The sequence below is a fragment of the Aeromonas sp. TW 6 genome (assembly GCF_013168745.1).
Taxonomy (GTDB): domain Bacteria; phylum Pseudomonadota; class Gammaproteobacteria; order Enterobacterales; family Aeromonadaceae; genus Aeromonas; species Aeromonas caviae.
Window position 1 is genome coordinate 1 of the sequence record NZ_JABERS010000045.1, and the last position, 18,738, is coordinate 18,738.

The following is an 18,738-nucleotide window of genomic DNA, read 5'->3' on the forward strand; positions in this document are numbered from 1 at the left end:
TGCCGCTCGACTTGCATGTGTTAGGCCTGCCGCCAGCGTTCAATCTGAGCCATGATCAAACTCTTCAATTTAAGTTTGGTTGCTTCGAAAAGCGGCTCAATGAATTGCTGAATTAACTGCTGCAACTTAAAAGTTGCTTTGGTCACTTCATCAGACATTGAGAATCAAAAATTGTTTTGATGCTCGATGCTGTGAGTGCCCACACAGATTGCTTGATTCAAATTGTTAAAGAGCGTCACGCTTATCGTGTTGAGGAGGCGCATCTTACGCTCCTCACTTCGAAAGTCAAGCGGTTGTTATCGCTTTTCTTTCGGCGCCAACTTCCCGAGGAAGCTGGCTCATCAGGTTGGCGTGTTCCGCCGTGCTGGTAGGGGCGCATTATAGGGAGCCACGCCGTGATAACAAGGGCTTTTTCACCGAAAAGAACCGTTCGCTCAGATATACAGCAAAGCGGTTCTATTTCGTTCGCATCACCACCATTTCGGGCTGTCATTGGATTTAAATTGAACATTTGAAAAGCCACTTTATAATTGGCTTTTCAAATGTTCAATTAAGGTTTCATTCATGCACCAGATCCTGGATAGCCGCAAAGAGGAGAGAATCGTTCCTCTGTTCCGCCTCGGGTTTCGGCCTTTCTTCCTGTTCGGCGCCTTGTTCTCGGCTTTGGCGATGCTGGGCTGGCTGGGGCAACTCAACGGCTGGTTCGCTCTGCCCGGGATTAGCAACCCCATCTGGTGGCATGCACATGAAATGTTGTTCGGCTTTGGTGCCGCCATAGTGGCGGGTTTTCTGCTTACCGCCGTCCAGAACTGGACCGCTCACCCAGGTGTACGCGGTTGGCCGCTGGCACTGGTCGTGGGATTGTGGGCCATCCCGAGAGGCCTGCTCCCCTGGTTTGGAGAAAGCAATGTCACTCTGATGGTCATGGACCTGGCCTGGTTGCCCCTCTGTACGTGGTTCCTCGCCAGACCCATCATAGTGACGCGCCAGTGGCGCAATCTCTTTTTTGTTCCCCTGCTTCTCGTGTTGACCCTGCTCAATACCGCTTGCTGGCGGTGGCATGCCGAATGGCCATTGGTGGAACATATCCTGCTTGCAACCGTGCTCCTCTTCACGACCCTGATTGCCGTCATGGGAGGACGTGTCATTCCCTTCTTTACCGCCAGAGCCACTGGGACGGAAAAAGCATTACCACTGCCGTGGCTGGAGCGCATTGCCCTCGCGTCTCTGTGGCTCATCCTGCTGCTCTGGTTGGTGCTCCCGACACAGTGGGTCATCGGCATCCAGATGTTCCCTCTATATATAGTGGCGGCAGGGGCTCACCTCTACAGGCAGCTGCGCTGGCGACCCGGAACCACGGTGGCCCAGCCCCTGCTGTGGTCGCTTCACCTGGCCTACCTCTTTATCCCACTGGGGCTGACCGCCCTGGCGGCACGCACGGCTGGCTGGCCGATTGCCTTGTCACTGGCCAGCCATCTGTTCAGCGCGGGCAGCATGGGGGCCATGATCCTCGCGATGATAGCCCGTGTATCCCTCGGACACAGTGGCAGAGCCCTGCAGATAGGACGCAGGATCACGGCGGCATTTGCACTGGTGATCCTGTCCGCGCTGTTGCGGGTCTTGCTCCCTCTCTTTTGGCCAAATCTCACCCTCACGGGATGGAACCTCAGCGGATGGAGCTGGGTTGCCGCCTACGGTCTGTTCATCTGGGTTTATACCCCCATACTGACCAGTCCCAGGGCGGATGGCCGCCCCGGCTAATCATCGCGTGGCCATGGACGGATAGTGGATCAGATTGTGGAAGATGGCGGGAGCGACCCCAAGATTGCGATAGCCATGGGTACGGTCCGCTGCAAACCGGACGGCCTCACCCTGATCGAGGGAACGCCACGCTCCGTCCACCAGTACCTCCATCACACCGCTGATGACGACGACATGTTCGGTCACTCCGGGTTCATGGGGTTCTGACTCCCGCTGGTATCCAGGTAGCAGGGTCAGTTCGAACAACTCGAAACCAAAGCGGGCCTCATAGGGGAAAAGCGGGGCAACCTGCATCCCCTCTCCCGCCGGCTGCTGTCGAATATCATCGGCAATACGGTATACCGTCTCTCCCTGTGCCGCTGGTGTCGGCTCAATGAAACTGGAGAAAGAGACCCGAAAACCGGTGGCAATCTTCCACAATGTTGCCACCGTCGGACTGGATTCACCTCGCTCGATCTGTCCCAGCATGGCCTTGCTCACCCCCGTTTCACGGGCGGCCATATCCAGGCTCCATCCTCTTTCAGTGCGCAGCCCTTTCAATCGCTGGGCCAGATAGCGACTCATCTCCTGCATCTGTTCTCCGATTTCTTCGAGCCATATTGTGCGCCATAACGCACAGCGTTATAGTCCAAACCACATTGTACGCAATAGCGCACAAGCTATCAGCATCCACAAGGAAGTTTCCCATGCCCCTAGCCCTCCCCCACATGGTCGCGGGACTCATCGCCGTATTGGTGGGTTACACGAGTTCTGTCGTCTTGATCATCCAGGCCGCCACGGCCGCCGGTGCCGATGCAGCCCAGGTCTCTTCCTGGCTATGGACACTGGGTATCGGCATGGGGGTCAGCTGCATCGGCCTCTCCCTCTATTACCGGGTGCCTGTCTTGACGGCCTGGTCCACCCCGGGTGCCGCCCTGCTCATCACCAGCCTGGGGAACTTCAGTCTGGCTGAAGCCATCGGCGCCTTCATCATCTCTTCACTGCTGATCACCCTCTGCGGTATCAGCGGCTGGTTCGACAGGCTGATGCGTCACATTCCCGCCCCCCTGGCGGCCGCCATGCTGGCCGGAGTCTTGCTCAGGTTCGGGCTGGATCTCTTCAAGGTGGCACCGCAAGATCCTCTGCTGCTTGGCACCTTGCTACTGGCTTTCTTGCTGGGTCGCCACCTCTGGCCCCGCTACACCATGGTGCTGGTCCTGGCGGCCGGCATGCTGCTCTGCACCCTGAGGGGCGAGCTGCAACTCAACGAGGTTCACTGGCAACTTTCCACCCCGGTCTGGAACTCGCCAGCCTTTTCCATCGACGCCCTGCTCGGCATCGCACTCCCGCTCTTTCTCGTTACCATGACCTCGCAAAACATGCCGGGCATTGCCATCCTGCGCGCCCACGGCTATCAACCGGCCACTTCTTCCCTGATTGGCTGGACCGGATTCATCGGCGTGCTGCTGGCACCGTTTGGCGGCTATGCCTTCAACCTGGCCGCCATCACTGCCGCCATCTGCATGGGCAAGGAAGTGGATCACGATGTCACTCGACGCTGGCCTGCTGCCGTGTGGGCTGGTTGTTTCTACCTGCTCACAGGCTGTTTCGGTGCCACCGTGGTTGCCCTGTTCAGCGCATTCCCTGCGGTGCTGGTCACCTGCGTGGCCGGGCTGGCGCTGCTCGGCACCATAGGCAGCAGCTTGCACAGCGCCTTGCAGCAGGACGAGGAGCGGGAAGCCGCGCTACTGACTTTCCTTGTGACTGCCTCGGGGATCACCCTGCTCGGGGTCGGGTCTGCCTGCTGGGGATTGCTGATCGGAGTGACATTGCATCAAGTCAACCGGCTCCGCGCCTGACCTGACCATCTGGGGAGACTCCAGTGAGACGCAGCACATAATCCTGAGAAGAGCGTTCACATATGAACCTTATTCCTTTCTAGTGACAAAACGGCGCAGATCCTTCCCGACAAGCGCCGTTGTCAGACTCAATACTGGAGAACGAAGATGAGGAATCAGGCTGTCATTTTGTTACTGGCACTGCTGGGCGCCACCACGACCCAGGCTGCCGACACCGATCGGGAGCTGGCACGCCAGCTCGCGCTGCAGCAGAAGAACCTGCTGCCGCTCCTGAACAATCAGGAATACCAGAGTCCACTGCCCAACCTGCTGCCAAAGGCCAGCCCGCGCCTGAAGCGCCAGGCTCGGGATGCCAACCAGGCGGCCATCCGTCGGCAAGGGCTGGATGGGGAGGTCAGGGAACTGATGCAACTGCGGCTGGCCAATCCGGATCAGGCGGATGCACTGCAACAAGGGGTTGAGCCACTGGTTGCCTACATACCAAGTGGTGACGAAAAGAGCTGGAGCGCCATCGAGGCGTTCGACAGCGCCGGCAGCCCGATCTATCTCGATGTGAACCAGCCGCCGGCGCGGCCGGTACTGGTGGTGGAGGCCGATCCGGTCAAAGCCAAGAATGCCGGCCTGAAGGTGATGCGAAAGGCGCTGGCTGCCGCCGACATGCAGGTGACGCCCCGTGCCACCAGCAACACCACGCCCCTCAAGACCAGCATTCTCAAGAAGATCAGGCTCAACGATGATCAGGAGCCCTGGCTGCTGGGCGCCGCCGAGGTCTATGCCGTCGTGGCCGGGGTCAATCCTGGCAGGGACGAGCCCGTGGTAGATATCGTCGACATGCCCTATCTCGACTACGACAACACCGACTACACCCCCAACCAGATCCTGGTCTATTGGGATCGCTACCGCTGGGGAGCCGTCGACGTGGTCATGATGGAGCAGGATGACAACGTCAATTACAAGGAGCTGAGTGCCCTCCTGATTGACGCACTCAAACTCGGCTTCACTGCGGGCGGCGTACCCGAGGCCCTGCCCTTCCTCGACCTCGGCGGTCGTATCGTCAAGGCACTTCCGGACTCCTGGATGACCAACAACGACGACTACCTCGACACCTTCTATACCCTGGAGCAGGACCAGAGCTATCACCAGTATCCCGGTGCCGCCGGCAATGCAGTCATCGATCTCGAGCCCAGGGAGATCCAGCCAACCCGGCCCTGACTGTCGCTCAAAACAAAAAGCCAATGAGAAGACTCATTGGCTTTTCTGTATCAGAGCCGCGGATCAGGCCTGACCTTTCGGCCTCACACCCAGTGTGTGACAGATGGCGTAGGTCAGCTCTGAGCGGTTCAGGGTATAGAAGTGGAAATCCTTCACCCCTTCCTGACTCAGCACACGCACCTGGTCGATGGCAATGCTGGCTCCCACCATGTTGCGCGTCATCTGATCGTTTTCCAGCCCTTCGAAACGCTGGTGCATCCAGCGCGGGATTTTCACGTTGGTGAAACCGGCAAACTTGGCCAGGGTCTGGTAGTTGGAGACCGGCAGTATCCCCGGCACGATCTCCGCATCGATACCGATGGCGGCGCAGCGATCCCGAAAACGCAGATAGGTCTCCACATCGAAGAAGAACTGGGTAATAGCCCGGTTGGCACCGGCATCTATCTTGCGCTTGAGGTTGAGCAGGTCGGATTGCGCACTGCGAGCCTCAGGGTGGCCTTCCGGATAGGCGGCGACCGAGATATCGAAATCGGCTTCGGATTTCAGCAGGGCAACCAGGTCGGTGGCATACATGTCAGGCTTGTCGAGGCCGGGGGGCAAGTCTCCGCGCAGGGCCACGATGTGGCGAATGCCGCTGTTCCAGTAATCACGGGCAATGGTGCGCAGCTCGTCACGGCTGGCGTCGATACAGGTCAGGTGCGGGGCGGCGATGAGGCCGGTGCGCTCCTTGATGTCCTTGATCACCTTGTGAGTGCGGTCCCGGGTGCCCGAGTTGGCGCCATAGGTCACAGAGACGAATTTGGGCTCCAGCACCTGCAGGCGCTCGATGGACTGCCAGAGGGTGTTCTCCATCCCTTCGCTGTTGGGCGGGAAAAACTCGAAACTGACCGATATGTCGCCACCCAGATCCGCCAAACTCTGGTTGAGTGCCTCAACCTGACGCGCGCTGTGAAATCCCATCTGCTCTCTCCCTGTCCTGCAACCCATTCCTTCACGCCAAAACGGATGTTTGGACGTCTAAACGTCTTTCTATCTTTATGATAAAACGGATCAAAGTCAATACCGATTTGTCAGCGACAAGGGGGATTGCCGATTTTTTTATTTTGCAATTCAACCTAAGTAATGAGCGACCCCATCCCAAAATGCTGTCAGGCACGCTATGATGCGGGCGGATCGTCCTGGACGTTCTGAATCTGCGTGTGATTGTTTGGCCGGGTTTCCCGGCCTTTTTTTAACTTCTTTCCCCGCCTGCCGATAAGCAATTCAAGCGTTTGCAGGAGCCCCATCATGGAAGATCACCCCGGTTTTGCCACCGATCTGCTGTTCGATCGCTATCAGGGCGAGGTGACGGATCATGATGCGTTCTGGACCGTGCGCACCCCGGGCTCTCCAGACTACTACTTCGGCAACTACCTGTTGCTGCCCACCCCCCCAAGCGATCGTGACAAGGGCTGGCTCGAGGCCAGTTTCGACAGGCTGATTGGCTGGGATCCCCGTATCCGCCACCGCACCTTCCAGTGGCCTCTCGCCGCAGGCCAGAACAGCCGGGTCGCCGGGTTCGTGGCGGCGGGGTACCAATACATGGAGTACGTGGTACTGGCGCTGGGTGCAATGGAGTGGCAAGCCCCCACCGGCAGCGACCTGGCTCCGGCTCGCCCGTTCACCGCGGCGGACTGGGATCAGTGGCTCGCCTTCGAGCTGGCAGAGCGGGATCCCGCCCATTCGGAGGAGCGCTATCTTCCCTATCTCTTGTCACGCCGCCAGCTCTATCAGGCCATGATCGATGACGGGCTCGGACAGTGGTGGGGGTTATGGCATCAGGATCAACTGGTTGCCAGCTGCGGACTCTTCTTCACCGGCACCCTGGGACGCTTTCAACTGGTGCGCACGCACGCAGAGTGGCGAAACCGGGGGCTCTGTCGTCTGTTGCTGAGCCAGGTCGCACGCCAGGGACTGGCACGGGCCAGTTCGCTCATCATAGTGGCAGACGAGCACTATCACGCCCAGCGGGTCTATCGCACTCTGGGTTTCGTGCCGGTGGCCCGTATTGGCAGCCTGTGCCGCTTGCCACGGGAATGACAGGTCATCACGCAGATGAAGAACGGGAGGCCAAGGCCTCCCGTTCTTCATGGTGAACCATCAGGGCTGTGCCCCCTCCAGTTCGCTGGCGAGCGCCTCCTCCACTTCGGCAGGAGGCGCTGGAGCGACGGCTCCGGACACCGGTACTGACGGAGGCTGGGTCGCGCTTGCTCCGGAAGGCGCTTGTCCTTCCGGCACCACAGGTGCAGCAGGTTCGGTCCCGATGACACCCGACACAGGGACGGCAGGCACGCTCGCCTCACACTGACACTCCTGTCCCTTGCCCTGGTTGCCCTGATGGGGGGCATACCACCCTTTCAACCCCTGTTCCAGGCGATCGGCCGCCGCCTTGGGTGCCACGGTTCCCAGCAATACCTGCTGGCTCACCTCGGCCAGTTCATCCCCGAGCTTGGGAGTGCCGCGGGAGAGGATCTGGGTGGCAACCCGGATGGTGGAATCGCACTGATCCCGCCACTCCATCATCTCTCTGGCCGCCGGATTGGTGGCTTCAAAGAAGTGGTTGGAGAGCGAGAAGAAGCCGGGCAGCGAGTTGGTATAGAGCTCGGCAAACTGGGGAGTGGTCAGCCACTGCAGGAAGGTCATGGCGGCCTCCTTGTTCTTGCTGGCCGGATTCATCCCCATACCGATGTCGGTGTGATCGGTGAAGAAACAGCCATCCCCCTGCTTTGCCACGGGCGGGCGCATGACACCGAAGTCCACCTTGCCGGTGAAGGGGGCAATCTCCCAGGATCCCGCCGCATAGAAGGCAGCCTTGCCCGAGGTGAACAGCTCGTTGGTGGTGGCGTAGTCGCGGCTCTCGCCCCCCTCCCCCAGGTAGTCACGCCAGCGGGCCAGCTCCTCGAACACCTTGACGTATTGCGGGTTGTTGAAGCGCTCCTGGCCCCCGATCAACGCCAATCGACCATCCTCCCCCTTCCAGTAGTTGGGGCCTATGTTCTGGAAACCGAGCTCGGAGGCAACCCAGCTCTCCGAGCCGCTCACGGCGAGGGGAACATAGCGACCATCCGCCTTCACCTTGTCCAGGGCCGCGAAGAATGCCTCGCGGGTCTGGGGAACCGTCAGCCCCAGCTCACTGAAAATCTTCTTGTTGTAGAAGAAGCCGTGAATCACCGATGCCATGGGTACGCAGAAAGTCTGGGCGCCACTGTCGGTCTGCCAGGGGGATTGGGCAAAGCTCGGGAAGTTCTCCATCCCCGCCATCTCGCTCAGCTCCACCAGATGGCCCGCCTTGAACAGGGCCAGGGAGTCGTCAAACGGGCGGCAGGTGATGAGATCCCCCGCCTTGCCCGCCTTGAGGCTGGTCCAGAGGGTCGGCATGTACTCGACGTTCTGCACCCCGTTGAATTTCACCTGAATACCCGGGTGGGCGGCCTCGAATGCAGGAATGATCTTCTGTTCCCACAAGGCCTTGTCATCTATGCGCCAGCTCTCTATCACCAGCTCGCTGGCCATCAGCTGGCCACACAACAGGAGACTCAGGGCCCCGATCCACTTGTTAGCCATAAGTCCTCCTACACCTTGAAATGGGCGATCAATTGCTGCTGCTTGGCGACCAGATCCGCCAGCACCTCACTGCTGCTGGCCGATTCCCGCGCCTCCCGCTCGGTCTCGTAAGCCACATCCGCAATGCCGGCGACATGACGGGCAACCCCCTGACTCACGGAGATCTGTTCCTGGGCGGCATGAGCCACCTGATCCGCCATCGCCTTGATGGCACTCATCCGCTCGGCAATGGATTGCAACGCCTCGTCCATCACCCGGGTCTGGGCCACGCAATCCTGGGTCTGCTCCTGGCTGCGTGCCATCACGGCCACCACGTGCTTGCTGGAACTTTGCAGGTTCTCGATCATGGCCTGGATCTCCTCGGTCGAGGTCTGGGTCCGGTTCGCCAGTGCCCGCACCTCGTCCGCCACCACCGCAAAGCCGCGACCGGCGTCCCCCGCCCGGGCCGCCTCGATGGCCGCGTTCAGCGCCAGCAGGTTGGTCTGCTCGGCGATGCTGCGGATCACGTCGAGGATACTGCCGATGTTGTCGCTGAATTCCCCCAGCTTGTGGGTGATGCCGACCGCCTCTTCCATGGCACCCGCCAGTTGTTCGGTGATCTGGCGCGTAGTCGCCACCTGTTTGCGTCCGGCGCGGGCCTCTTCGTCCGCCAGGTCCACCTCGCGCTTGGTGCCATCGGTGGAACGCGCCACCTCGGTGGCACTCACCTCCAGCTCGGTGATGGCGGCAGCCACCTGATCGGTCTGGCTCTTCTGATCCTGCACCCGTGACATGGCCCGCTCGCTTATCTCGGCGGCGCGGCTCGCCTCGTCCACCAGATGGCGCGAGCCGGCATTGATCTGGGCGAGCAGCTCGCCAGTCTTGTCTGCCAGGGTATTGATGGAGCGGGTCAGGCTGCCAAACTCGCAGCGGCTCTGGTAGTCGATGCGCCGGGTCATGTCACCCGTAGCCATGCGATCCAGCTCCCGATCGATGAGTTGCAGCGGACGCTGGATACTGCGGGCCGTGGTGTAACCGATGAGGAGCGCGGCGGCCGCGGAGATGGCAGACACGATCAGGATCCAGGCGCTGGCGCTGCTGACGGCGTCATCCGCCCCGACCCGGCTCGCGCTGGCAATGCTGCCCGCCGATTTGGCCATCTCGTCCAGCAGCGCCAGGCTGTTGACCAGACTGGTGTCGAGTTGCTGGTTCAGGGACTGCAGCGAGGCCGCCAGTTGCTGGCCATTGCGCATGGTCGCCAGCAACCCTTTCGGGCCGAGGGCCAGCTCCTGCATCCGATCGAGGTTGACGATGAAACGCTGCCTCACGTCATCGGGCACCTGCACCCGTTCGAGCCGTTTGCGTGCCATCTCGATATCCTTGCCGAGCACCTTCTCCAATTCATTGAGATCGGTCTTGGCATCGGCCCGGCGGATGTTTTTCAGATCCCGGGCAATGCCGGAGGTGATGAGTTCGGCCTTGTTGCGCATGGAGCGTTTGCTCGCGGTCTGCTGCAGCAACAGATCGGCGGCCCACTGGTAGGTATCTTCCAGCCGGATGAACGCCAGCTCCAGTTCATGGCGCCGATCGAGTGCGGCCACCCACTGACCGTGCTGGGTCAGCACCTGATCCGCCAACCCGTAGAACTCGCGGGTCGCCCCGTCGACCTGGCGGAACCGCTCGCTCGCCTCGGCCACCCCGTCAAACCGGGCCATCTCCTTGCTCTGGGCCAGGAAACGCTCCTGCTGCGCCTTGAACTGGCTGGCCAGTTGCGGCAACTGGGCCGCCTCCTCGCTGGTTCTGTAGGTGAGCACCCAGCGGTTGCTGTCCTGCAGTGCGCCCTTGAGCCCGGCGACCGCGATCACCAGGGGGGTGGCACGATCAGAAACCTGGGAGAGCCCCTCGTTGATCCCCCGGATCTTCAGAATACTGATGAAGCCGAGCAGAACCAGCAACAACAGCATCAGCACGAAGCCGGCGATGATCCGCTGCACAATAGATAAACCCATGGAGGCATCCTCACTCGTTGGGGAAAGGGGTGAATGCCGAGGTTATCGGCAGCGGGATGCAATGGAATAGCAGTTCGTGACGCGATGGCGGGCCAGATCACAGTTGGCGTGACATGGCAGGCAGAAAAGGGCCCGAACAGAGCCGGGCCAAAGAGACATGCTTGTTGTCATGGCCGTGCACCGGCCACGTTTGTCATCAGAAGCGGTAACCGACGCCGAACATGAAGGCCACCGGATCGATGGAGGTGTTGATGGTGCCCACGGCGGTATGCACATCGGTATCGATGTCGATGAGCCAGGCAGAGGCGTTGACGAACCAGCGGTCATTGATCGCCATGTCCAGGCCCACCTGACCCGCCATCCCCCAGGAGGAGTCCACGCTCACATCCGTCCCGGCCAGGGCACCGCGCCCTTCCTCGTCGAAGAAGGTGGTGTAGTTGATACCGGCCCCCACATAGGGGCGCACCTTGCTGTTGGCATCACCGAAGTAGTACTGCGCCATCAGGGTCGGCGGCAGGTGTTTGACCTTGGCGACCTCACCCAGGCCGGCAGTCGACACCGAGTGGGAGAAGGGGGTCGCGGCCAGCAGCTCGACACCCCAGTTGTCCGTCAACATGTAGGAGAGGGTCAGGCCAAGCTGCATGTTGCTGTCGATCTCCAGCTCGCCCGTCCCCAGCACGTTGTCACTGCTGGTCTGGGGAGAGACGAACGCCAGGCCACCACGGACCAGGATGTCACCGGCCTGATGTGCCATGGCGACGGGGGAAGCAAAAGCGGCTGCGATTAACAGAGGAAGGATCTTTTTCATCACATTATTCCTTTTTTGTTTTCTTTCTATGTTGCAAGCCCGAAAACTATAAAAGGATGTGAATGGCCGGTTATTGATTTAGCTCAATAGTTATCAAGAAATAGATAGATGTACACGGCAGCTTTGATTGGGCAGTCAAACCGCAGATGAAAATAAAAAGTCATTCAAATACATGATGATGCCTTAAATTACCGCATCATCATGAAATGTAAAATACCAATTAAATACACCTTAAACACCTTCATATCACCTTTCAATTGTTGTTTAATTATGCCCCTGGGCGTATTTTATTAATGCGATGTAACCACGCTGTAATTTGAATTTTATGAAACCACAGACACGCAAAGACAAAATTCTCGGCATTCTTGCCGCCATCTGGGGGATAGGTTCCTTCCTCTTCATTCTGCTGGGTTTCCTGTTTGCCCTCGCCTTCCTGATGCTGACACACTGAGTCTGCCGGACGAGTCCCTCTTTTCTCCCTCTCATCCCTGGCCGGGCGCCAGACCGGCGCACCTCGCCCACCGGCCAACAAAAAAGGGGCCCTGGCCCCTTTTTCTCGAGTGACGCTTATTTCTCCAGTAGAGGAGCGAGGAAGCGCGCCGTGTGGGACTCCTTGCAACGGCTCATCTCCTCAGGCGTACCCGTCACCAGAATACGGCCACCACCAGCGCCCCCTTCCGGGCCCAGATCAACGATCCAGTCCGCGGTTTTGATGACGTCCAGGTTGTGCTCGATGATGACGATGGTGTTGCCCCGATCCCGCAGTTGGTGCAGTACCTTGAGCAACTGCTGGATATCGTGGAAGTGCAGCCCCGTGGTCGGTTCGTCCAGAATATAGAGGGTCTGGCCGGTGTCCCGCTTGGAGAGCTCCCGCGCCAGCTTGACCCGCTGCGCCTCGCCGCCAGAGAGCGTGGTGGCGGACTGACCGAGCCGGATGTAGGAGAGGCCCACGTCCATCAGGGTCTGCAGCTTGCGCGCCACCGCCGGCACCGGATCGAAGAAGGCACGGGCATCTTCCACCGTCATCTCGAGGATTTCGTGGATGTTCTTGCCCTTGTACTTCACCTCCAGGGTCTCGCGGTTGTAGCGCTTGCCCTTGCAGACGTCGCACGGCACGTAGACGTCCGGCAGGAAGTGCATCTCCACCTTGATGACCCCGTCCCCCTGGCACGCCTCGCAGCGTCCCCCCTTCACGTTGAAGGAGAAGCGGCCCGGCTGGTAGCCACGGGAACGCGCCTCCTGGGTGCCGGAGAGCAGCTCGCGGATCGGGGTGAACAGGCCGGTGTAGGTGGCCGGGTTGGAGCGCGGGGTGCGGCCGATGGGGCTCTGGTCGATATCCACCACCTTGTCCAGATGCTCCAGCCCCTCGACGCTGCGATAGGGCGCAGGCGTGGACTCGGTGGCCTTGTTCAGCTCGCGGTGGGCGATGCGGAACAGGGTGTCATTGATCAGGGTCGACTTGCCGGAACCGGAGACGCCGGTGACGCAGGTCATCACGCCGATGGGCAGATCCAGGTTGACGTTGCGCAGGTTGTTGCCGCTCGCCCCTTTCAATTTCAGCCACTTGCCGGTGAGCGGGGTGCGCTCGGCCGGGATGGCGATCTGCTTGCGCCCGGAGAGGTAGTCACCGGTCAGGGACTCGGGGTTCGCGATGATCTCCTCCGGCGTCCCCTGGGCGACGATGGCACCGCCGTGCACGCCAGCCCCCGGACCGATGTCGAGCACATGGTCGGCGAGGCGAATGGCATCCTCATCGTGCTCCACCACGATCACGGTGTTGCCGAGATCACGCAGGTGAGTCAGGGTCTTGAGCAGCCGCTCGTTGTCACGCTGATGCAGACCGATGGAGGGCTCGTCCAGCACGTACATGACCCCCACCAGGCCAGCCCCGATCTGGCTGGCCAGCCGGATCCGCTGCGCCTCGCCGCCGGAGAGGGTCTCGGCGCTGCGCGACAGGCTCAGATAGTTGAGGCCGACGTTCACCAGGAAGCCGAGCCGCTCGACGATCTCCTTGAGGATCTTGTCCGCTATCTGGGCACGCTGACCGGACAGGTTCAACCCTTCGAAGAAGGCCAGGGCATCGCCGATGGACTGCTCGGCGATGGCGGGCAGGTTGCGATTGTCCACGAAGACGTGGCGGGCTTCTTCCCGCAGTCGGCTGCCACCGCAACTGGTACAGGACTTGTTGGCGATGTATTTGGCCAGTTCTTCCCGCACCGCGTTGGATTCGGTCTCCCGGTAGCGGCGCTCCATGTTGTGCAGGATCCCCTCGAACGGGTGCTTGCGCACCACCACGTCGCCGCGGTCATTCATGTAGCGGAACTCGATCTCGGTGCGCCCGGAACCACGCAGGATCACCTCCTGGGTCTTGAGCGGCAGATCCTCCCAGGGGGTCTCCAGGTCGAACTTGTAGTGATCGGCCAGGGATTTGAGCATCTGGAAGTAGTAGAAGCTGCGTTTGTCCCAACCACGGATGGCGCCGCCGGCCAGGCTCTGGCCCGGATCATGGATGAGCTTGGCGGGATCGAAATACTGCTGCACCCCGAGACCGTCACAGGTGGGGCAGGCCCCCGCCGGGTTGTTGAAGGAGAAGATCCGGGGCTCCAGCTCCGACATGGAGTAACCGCACTCGGGGCAGGCGAAGTTGGCGGAGAAGGTCATGGGGGCAACCCCATCCTCCCCGTCCATCGGCACCACCAGCACGATGCCGCCGGAGAGAGTCAGCGCCGTTTCGAACGATTCGGCCAGGCGCAGCGCCAGGTCATCGCGCACCTTGAAGCGATCCACCACCACCTCGATGGTGTGCTTCTTGTGCAGCTCCAGGGCGGGAGGATCCGACAGATCGCACACTTCGCCGTCGATGCGGGCGCGGATGTAACCCTGGGCCGCCAGGTTCTCCAGCAGCTTGGTGTGCTCCCCCTTGCGGTTGCGCACCACGGGGGCCAGCAGCATCAGCTTGGCGCCTTCGGGCTGGGCCAGCACCTGATCCACCATCTGGCTGATGGTCTGGGCCGCGAGCGGAATGGCGTGGGTCGGGCAGCGTGGCTCGCCGACCCGGGCGAACAGCAGCCGCAGGTAGTCGTAAATCTCGGTGATGGTGCCGACGGTCGAGCGCGGGTTGTGGGAGGTGGACTTCTGCTCGATGGAGATGGCAGGCGACAGCCCCTCGATGTGGTCCACGTCCGGCTTCTCCATCAGGGAGAGGAACTGGCGGGCATAGGCGGAGAGCGATTCCACATAGCGGCGCTGCCCCTCGGCATAGAGGGTATCGAACGCCAGGGAGGATTTGCCCGAACCGGACAGGCCGGTGACCACGATCAGCTTGTCACGTGGCAGGATCAGGTTGATGTTCTTGAGGTTGTGGGTGCGGGCACCCCGGATCACGATTTTTTCCATCTTGTTGCGCGCTCGATACGGGAACCAGAGCGGGCCAGTATGGCATAGAGACTACTGGATGAATAGACAGTCTTTCCTTCCGTGCCCCTTCCTCAGAGATACTCCTTGGCCCAGCTCACCGCCTGCAGCCGGTTCTTGACGTTCAGCTTCTTGAAGACGTTGTAGAGATGGGATTTGACGGTGTGTTCGCTCACGAACAGGCTGTCGGCGATCTCGGTGTTGGAGGCCCCCGTCATCAGGTGGCGCACGATCTCCTGCTCGCGGGCGGTCAGCAGCGTCTGCTGGCGCAGGGGTTGCCCGCTCCCCTTGCGGTAGTAGTCCACCAGGTCGCACAGCAGGTGGCGCGGGATCCAGTACTCCCCCTGCAACACCTTGCGGATGCCGAAGACCAGCCTGTCCAGCGTGTCCTGACGAAAGAAGAGCCCGCTGGTATGGGGCCACATCAGCAGCAGCTCTTTGTTGGTGCTGGTCGGGGCATTGAGCAACACGGCACTGGCCTCGCCAAAGCGCTGGCAGATGGCATTGCTCCACAGCTCCTGCTGGGTCGACTTGAGGTAGTCCAGATCGATCAGCAGCAAGGTTTTGGGGGCGCCCTCTGCAACGTCTGGCAGGTCATTCAGCTCCCCCACCAGCAAGATGGGCAGACCAAGCTCTTCACTGAGGTGACGCTGGAAACGGGAGGCTTGTGCGTTATTTTCGGTGATCAGCACCAGGAGGGAGTCGGGCGTCATCAAGAGAACTTCCTTGCACATTCGAGTCGGGGCTTTTTGGCAAGGAAGAGTACCAATCCCCCTCCCGGCTGCAGCATTAAAAAAGTATTAGACGCATCGGTGGCTCCTTTGAAGCCCAGCAATTTTCCAGCCAATACAATTGGCTAGCACGCCCCCCCCATTTGGGGGGTCAAGTAGTGCCGGTGCGCACCATAACAGCTCCGCCCTCTTCACGCAGCCTGCCCCAGCCGCCTCCCCTTGCTGGTGACACCTTACCTCGGGTAAGTTACTCAGGCTGTGGCGATCCATTGACGCCACAGTGGCAGGGAAGATGTGCGCTCATGCCCGCCAACTGGTACTATGGCGGCCAAACGCTGCGGCCGATCCATGACGCCTCTGCCGGCAAGCTCCGGCGCAGCCAGGACACTGAAGAGAGATGACACCCAGCCAGGGCGCGCATCTCGTTGCAAACAAACGCATTATTGAATGGGCCCAGGCATCTGGCCTGGCCGGTATACATAAGGGTGGAAGAGAGATTATGGCCAGTCGAGGCATCAACAAAGTCATTCTGATCGGTAACCTGGGGCAAGACCCGGAAGTGCGCTACATGCCGAGCGGCGGTGCCGTGACTAACATCACCCTGGCCACCTCCGATACCTGGCGCGACAAGCAGACCGGTGAGCAGAAAGAGCGCACCGAATGGCACCGTGTCGTCTTCATGGGCAAGCTGGCCGAAGTGGCCGGCGAGTACCTGAAGAAGGGCTCCCAGGTCTATGTGGAAGGCAAACTCCAGACCCGTAAATGGCAGGATCAGAGCGGCCAGGAGCGCTACACCACCGAGGTGCTGGTCGACAGCTTCACCGGTGTGATGCAGATGCTGGGTGGCCGTCCGCAGGGCGGTGGCCAGGGCATGGGCGGCCAGTCATCCCAGGGCAACTGGGGCCAGCCGCAACAGGCTGCACCGCAACAGAACATGCAACGTCCTGCTGCCCCGCAGCAGAACATGCAACCGCAAGGCGGTTACGGCCGTCCGGCCCAGCAGCCACAATCTGCCCCGCCGGTCTACAACGAACCGCCGATGGATTTCGACGACGATATTCCGTTCTGATCCCCTGCGGCAGGCCCTGATTCATCAGGGCCTTTTTTTACCTGTTTCTGACGCATTCACCTCCCCCGACGACCATGTTGCTGCCACTTTCCCCCGCTTTACGTCCCCTTCGTCCAGGCTTGTGGCTATCATCGAGACGATTTCTCCCTTCGGGAACCTGCATGAACTACTTGAGTCGTCTGCTGTGCCTCGCCCTGCTGATGTTCGGCAGCCACCTTGCCGCGGAGCCGCTGCGGGTGGGAGTCAGTTTTGCCATTCCTCCCTATGTCATCAGCCACGAAGACAGGGGCATCGAACTCGATCTCATGCGAGAGGCCTTCGCAGGCAGCCCCCATGAGCTGCAGGTCGTCTATCTTCCCCTGGAGCGCACCTTCAGGATGCTGGAGGAAGGCAAGCTGGACGCCATCATCAACGTCAAACCCGGCATGCTGGAAAGCGCCTACCTCTCACAGCCGGTGATCACCTTCCACAACCGGGTCTTTACCCTGGCGCCGACGGCAGTCCACACCATGAAGGATTTGCAGACCCTGCGAGTCAGTGCCTTCCAGCGTGCACGGCAGATCCTGGGAACGACCTTCTCCGACATCGTCGACCAGAATTCCCGTTATGAAGAGGTGGCGAGGCAGGAGGGACAGGTACAGCGGCTCCTGCTCGGGCGCACCGATGCCGTGATCCTGGAACAACGGGTGTTCTACTACTATCTGGCGCAGTTGCTCGGGGATGACCAGGAGGGCGACCGCTATCCCAAGGACAAGGTCAGACAGCACGACCTCTTCCCCCCGACTCACTACCACTTCGCCTTTCGCGAGGCGAGCCACCGACAATGGTTCGACAGACAGCTCGCCAAGATGAAGGCGGACGGGCGCTATGAGCGGATTTTTGCCGCCTATGGCACCACCTCTACTGCCGGAGACAAAAAAGCCAGCCCATGATGGACTGGCTTGATACCGGCTCCGGGGAGCCGCAGTGGATGGAGCGTTACTTCATCGCGCTGCCGTTTTTCAGCTCTGCTTTCTGCCGTTTGGCTTCGCGTTTCTCTTTCAGTGACATCTGCGGTTTTTTCTTGGCATCTTTGCCGTGATGCTGTTCTTTGTTGCTCATCATCAGACTCCAAAAAGGTTACCTGGACAGTTGGAACGGGTGTTCCAGCATGTCAGCCGAATCGTGGATTTCAGTACGCCAACAGTGACGATCGGGGATCGCACTGGCCTCAGCATACTCCCAATCTTCCGCCGGGATCCAGCCTCCCGGCAGCGCCTGTCAGCCAGGCTTTCCCGCGGCGTGCTCCCCCGGAAATGACGACCGGGCGACACTTTTGGCATCCGGGGACGGATGGTCAGCCTGTCCCCGATGGATGTGTGTTAGGGTGGGCATTCAACGATCGCAGGAGCGCGTCATGAAGAAGCTGGAAATGAAGGATCTGACCGAGGCCGAGAAAGCCGAGATTGCCCTGCTGGTGCAAAAGGCCCAGGCCAATGCCGATCACACCCTGACCAACGGGGAGCGCAACAAGATCCGCGAAGCAGGACGCCAGAAGATCGCCGCCGATCGCGCCCAGGCCGCCAAGGCGGCTTCCGCACTGGCGCGGGAGAAAGCCAAGGAGCGAGCCAGTGCCCAAGTACTGCCCGACACCTTCAACTGGTCCGATTCCGTCAGCAACAAATACCGTGGCAGACGGTAACGGCAGCATGAATGCACGCAGAAGACTCTGCTGAAAAAAAAGCGGCTGGCAGAGCGTCATGTCATCCCCCTGAAAAGGGCAGCAGGAGGCGCCTGGCAGCAGACGCACATCCGGATAAAACGCCGATCCAGCCATCACCGTCAGAAATGAATACCAAGATAAAGATTGCCATGACAGGGTGTGCGTGTTCTAATCGTTTTCGATGGTTCGGTAGTTCAGACCTGATTATGTTAGGCAGTCATCTTAAAGCAGTGATTTGTGCAGGCAGTTATCCCCGATAATTCTTGCCAGATAATTCTCCTTCTTTAGTGCTCCCCATACGTATTTCTGACGAAAAATCATGGATTGCCGCTCCGGTGGCGTTTCACTAATCACTACTCAAGGAAATTATCATGTCCAAAATGACTGGTACCGTAAAATTCTTCAACGCCGAGAAAGGCTTCGGTTTCATCTCCCCGGCTGACGGCAGCAAAGACGTGTTCGTTCACTTCTCCGCCATCCAGTCCAACGGTTTCAAAACCCTGGAAGAAGGTCAGCGCGTTGAGTTCACCATCGAGCAAGGCCAGAAAGGCCCGGCTGCTGCGAACGTCGTTCCGCAGTAATTCAAGCCGGAGCTCCTTCCCCTCTTTGGGC

At 60.2% G+C, this 18,738-nt stretch carries 17 protein-coding genes and 1 rRNA gene; 9 read left to right on the top strand and 9 right to left on the bottom strand.

Features of this window, described 5'->3' with window-relative positions; translation table 11 throughout:
* Positions 1 to 71: ribosomal RNA gene (locus tag HKD46_RS17540) — 16S ribosomal RNA — on the bottom strand; the annotation flags it as partial.
* 493 nt (positions 72 to 564) lie between these two features.
* Between HKD46_RS17540 and HKD46_RS17545 the strand changes: the two genes are divergently transcribed.
* Entirely contained in the window at positions 565 to 1,761 is a 1,197-nt protein-coding gene (locus HKD46_RS17545; RefSeq protein WP_171865735.1) for an NnrS family protein, read from the top strand.
* Here the strand turns inward: HKD46_RS17545 and HKD46_RS17550 are convergent, their stop codons facing one another.
* Entirely contained in the window at positions 1,762 to 2,334 is a 573-nt protein-coding gene (locus tag HKD46_RS17550) for a helix-turn-helix domain-containing protein (protein ID WP_171865736.1), read from the bottom strand. It abuts the gene before it with no gap.
* Positions 2,335 to 2,447: 113 nt separating this feature from the next.
* Between HKD46_RS17550 and HKD46_RS17555 the strand changes: the two genes are divergently transcribed.
* Together HKD46_RS17555 and HKD46_RS17560 are read left to right on the top strand one after the other, a co-directional pair.
* The gene (locus HKD46_RS17555; RefSeq protein WP_234917602.1) at positions 2,448 to 3,599 is read left to right on the top strand and encodes a benzoate/H(+) symporter BenE family transporter; all 1,152 of its coding nucleotides are present in this window, start codon (positions 2,448 to 2,450) and stop codon (positions 3,597 to 3,599) included.
* A gap of 147 nt (positions 3,600 to 3,746) precedes the next feature.
* Entirely contained in the window at positions 3,747 to 4,811 is a 1,065-nt protein-coding gene (locus HKD46_RS17560) for a DUF3103 family protein (RefSeq protein ID WP_161470229.1), read from the top strand.
* Between the two features lie 63 nt (positions 4,812 to 4,874).
* Here HKD46_RS17560 and metF read toward each other — a convergent pair whose 3' ends face one another.
* Entirely contained in the window at positions 4,875 to 5,771 is an 897-nt protein-coding gene (gene metF, locus HKD46_RS17565) for a methylenetetrahydrofolate reductase (protein WP_010674220.1), read from the bottom strand.
* Positions 5,772 to 6,098: 327 nt separating this feature from the next.
* Here metF and HKD46_RS17570 point away from each other — a divergent pair, with 327 nt between their 5' ends.
* On the top strand, positions 6,099 to 6,890 hold the full coding sequence (locus HKD46_RS17570) for a GNAT family N-acetyltransferase (protein WP_161470228.1): 792 nt from the start codon (positions 6,099 to 6,101) through the stop codon (positions 6,888 to 6,890).
* Positions 6,891 to 6,950: 60 nt separating this feature from the next.
* On the opposite strand, the gene HKD46_RS17575 is transcribed toward HKD46_RS17570, so the two are convergent.
* From HKD46_RS17575 to HKD46_RS17585, 3 genes are all read right to left on the bottom strand, one after another.
* Positions 6,951 to 8,414 carry an ABC transporter substrate-binding protein gene (locus HKD46_RS17575; protein WP_161470227.1) on the bottom strand — a complete coding sequence of 488 codons (1,464 nt, stop codon included), beginning with the start codon at positions 8,412 to 8,414 and terminating at the stop codon, positions 6,951 to 6,953.
* Between the two features lie 8 nt (positions 8,415 to 8,422).
* Positions 8,423 to 10,402, bottom strand: a complete 1,980-nt coding sequence (locus HKD46_RS17580; protein ID WP_039040116.1) for a methyl-accepting chemotaxis protein — start codon at positions 10,400 to 10,402, stop codon at positions 8,423 to 8,425.
* Between the two features lie 196 nt (positions 10,403 to 10,598).
* Positions 10,599 to 11,210, bottom strand: a complete 612-nt coding sequence (locus HKD46_RS17585) for an OmpW family outer membrane protein (protein ID WP_010674216.1) — start codon at positions 11,208 to 11,210, stop codon at positions 10,599 to 10,601.
* A gap of 325 nt (positions 11,211 to 11,535) precedes the next feature.
* Between HKD46_RS17585 and HKD46_RS21470 the strand changes: the two genes are divergently transcribed.
* Positions 11,536 to 11,661 (top strand): hypothetical protein, encoded by a 126-nt coding sequence (locus HKD46_RS21470; protein ID WP_010674215.1) that lies wholly within the window; start codon positions 11,536 to 11,538, stop codon positions 11,659 to 11,661.
* A gap of 116 nt (positions 11,662 to 11,777) precedes the next feature.
* Here HKD46_RS21470 and uvrA read toward each other — a convergent pair whose 3' ends face one another.
* Together uvrA and HKD46_RS17595 are read right to left on the bottom strand one after the other, a co-directional pair.
* Complete coding sequence (gene uvrA / locus HKD46_RS17590; RefSeq protein WP_039040117.1) at positions 11,778 to 14,606, bottom strand: excinuclease ABC subunit UvrA; 2,829 nt, start codon at positions 14,604 to 14,606, stop codon at positions 11,778 to 11,780.
* Positions 14,607 to 14,698: 92 nt separating this feature from the next.
* Positions 14,699 to 15,337, bottom strand: coding sequence for a LuxR C-terminal-related transcriptional regulator (locus HKD46_RS17595; RefSeq protein WP_080944112.1), 639 nt, complete (start codon positions 15,335 to 15,337; stop codon positions 14,699 to 14,701).
* 517 nt (positions 15,338 to 15,854) lie between these two features.
* Here HKD46_RS17595 and HKD46_RS17600 point away from each other — a divergent pair.
* The gene (locus HKD46_RS17600) at positions 15,855 to 16,424 is read left to right on the top strand and encodes a single-stranded DNA-binding protein (RefSeq protein WP_010674212.1); all 570 of its coding nucleotides are present in this window, start codon (positions 15,855 to 15,857) and stop codon (positions 16,422 to 16,424) included.
* 161 nt (positions 16,425 to 16,585) lie between these two features.
* Positions 16,586 to 17,356, top strand: a complete 771-nt coding sequence (locus HKD46_RS17605) for an ABC transporter substrate-binding protein (protein WP_052816046.1) — start codon at positions 16,586 to 16,588, stop codon at positions 17,354 to 17,356.
* Positions 17,357 to 17,402: 46 nt separating this feature from the next.
* Here HKD46_RS17605 and HKD46_RS21475 read toward each other — a convergent pair whose 3' ends face one another.
* Positions 17,403 to 17,525 (bottom strand): hypothetical protein, encoded by a 123-nt coding sequence (locus HKD46_RS21475; protein WP_010675895.1) that lies wholly within the window; start codon positions 17,523 to 17,525, stop codon positions 17,403 to 17,405.
* Positions 17,526 to 17,820: 295 nt separating this feature from the next.
* Between HKD46_RS21475 and yjbD the strand changes: the two genes are divergently transcribed.
* Both yjbD and HKD46_RS17615 read left to right on the top strand, forming a co-directional pair.
* Positions 17,821 to 18,105, top strand: coding sequence for a DUF3811 domain-containing protein (yjbD, locus tag HKD46_RS17610; RefSeq protein ID WP_042879473.1), 285 nt, complete (start codon positions 17,821 to 17,823; stop codon positions 18,103 to 18,105).
* 392 nt (positions 18,106 to 18,497) lie between these two features.
* On the top strand, positions 18,498 to 18,707 hold the full coding sequence (locus HKD46_RS17615) for a cold shock domain-containing protein (RefSeq protein ID WP_010675897.1): 210 nt from the start codon (positions 18,498 to 18,500) through the stop codon (positions 18,705 to 18,707).
* Positions 18,708 to 18,738 lie beyond the last annotated feature (31 nt).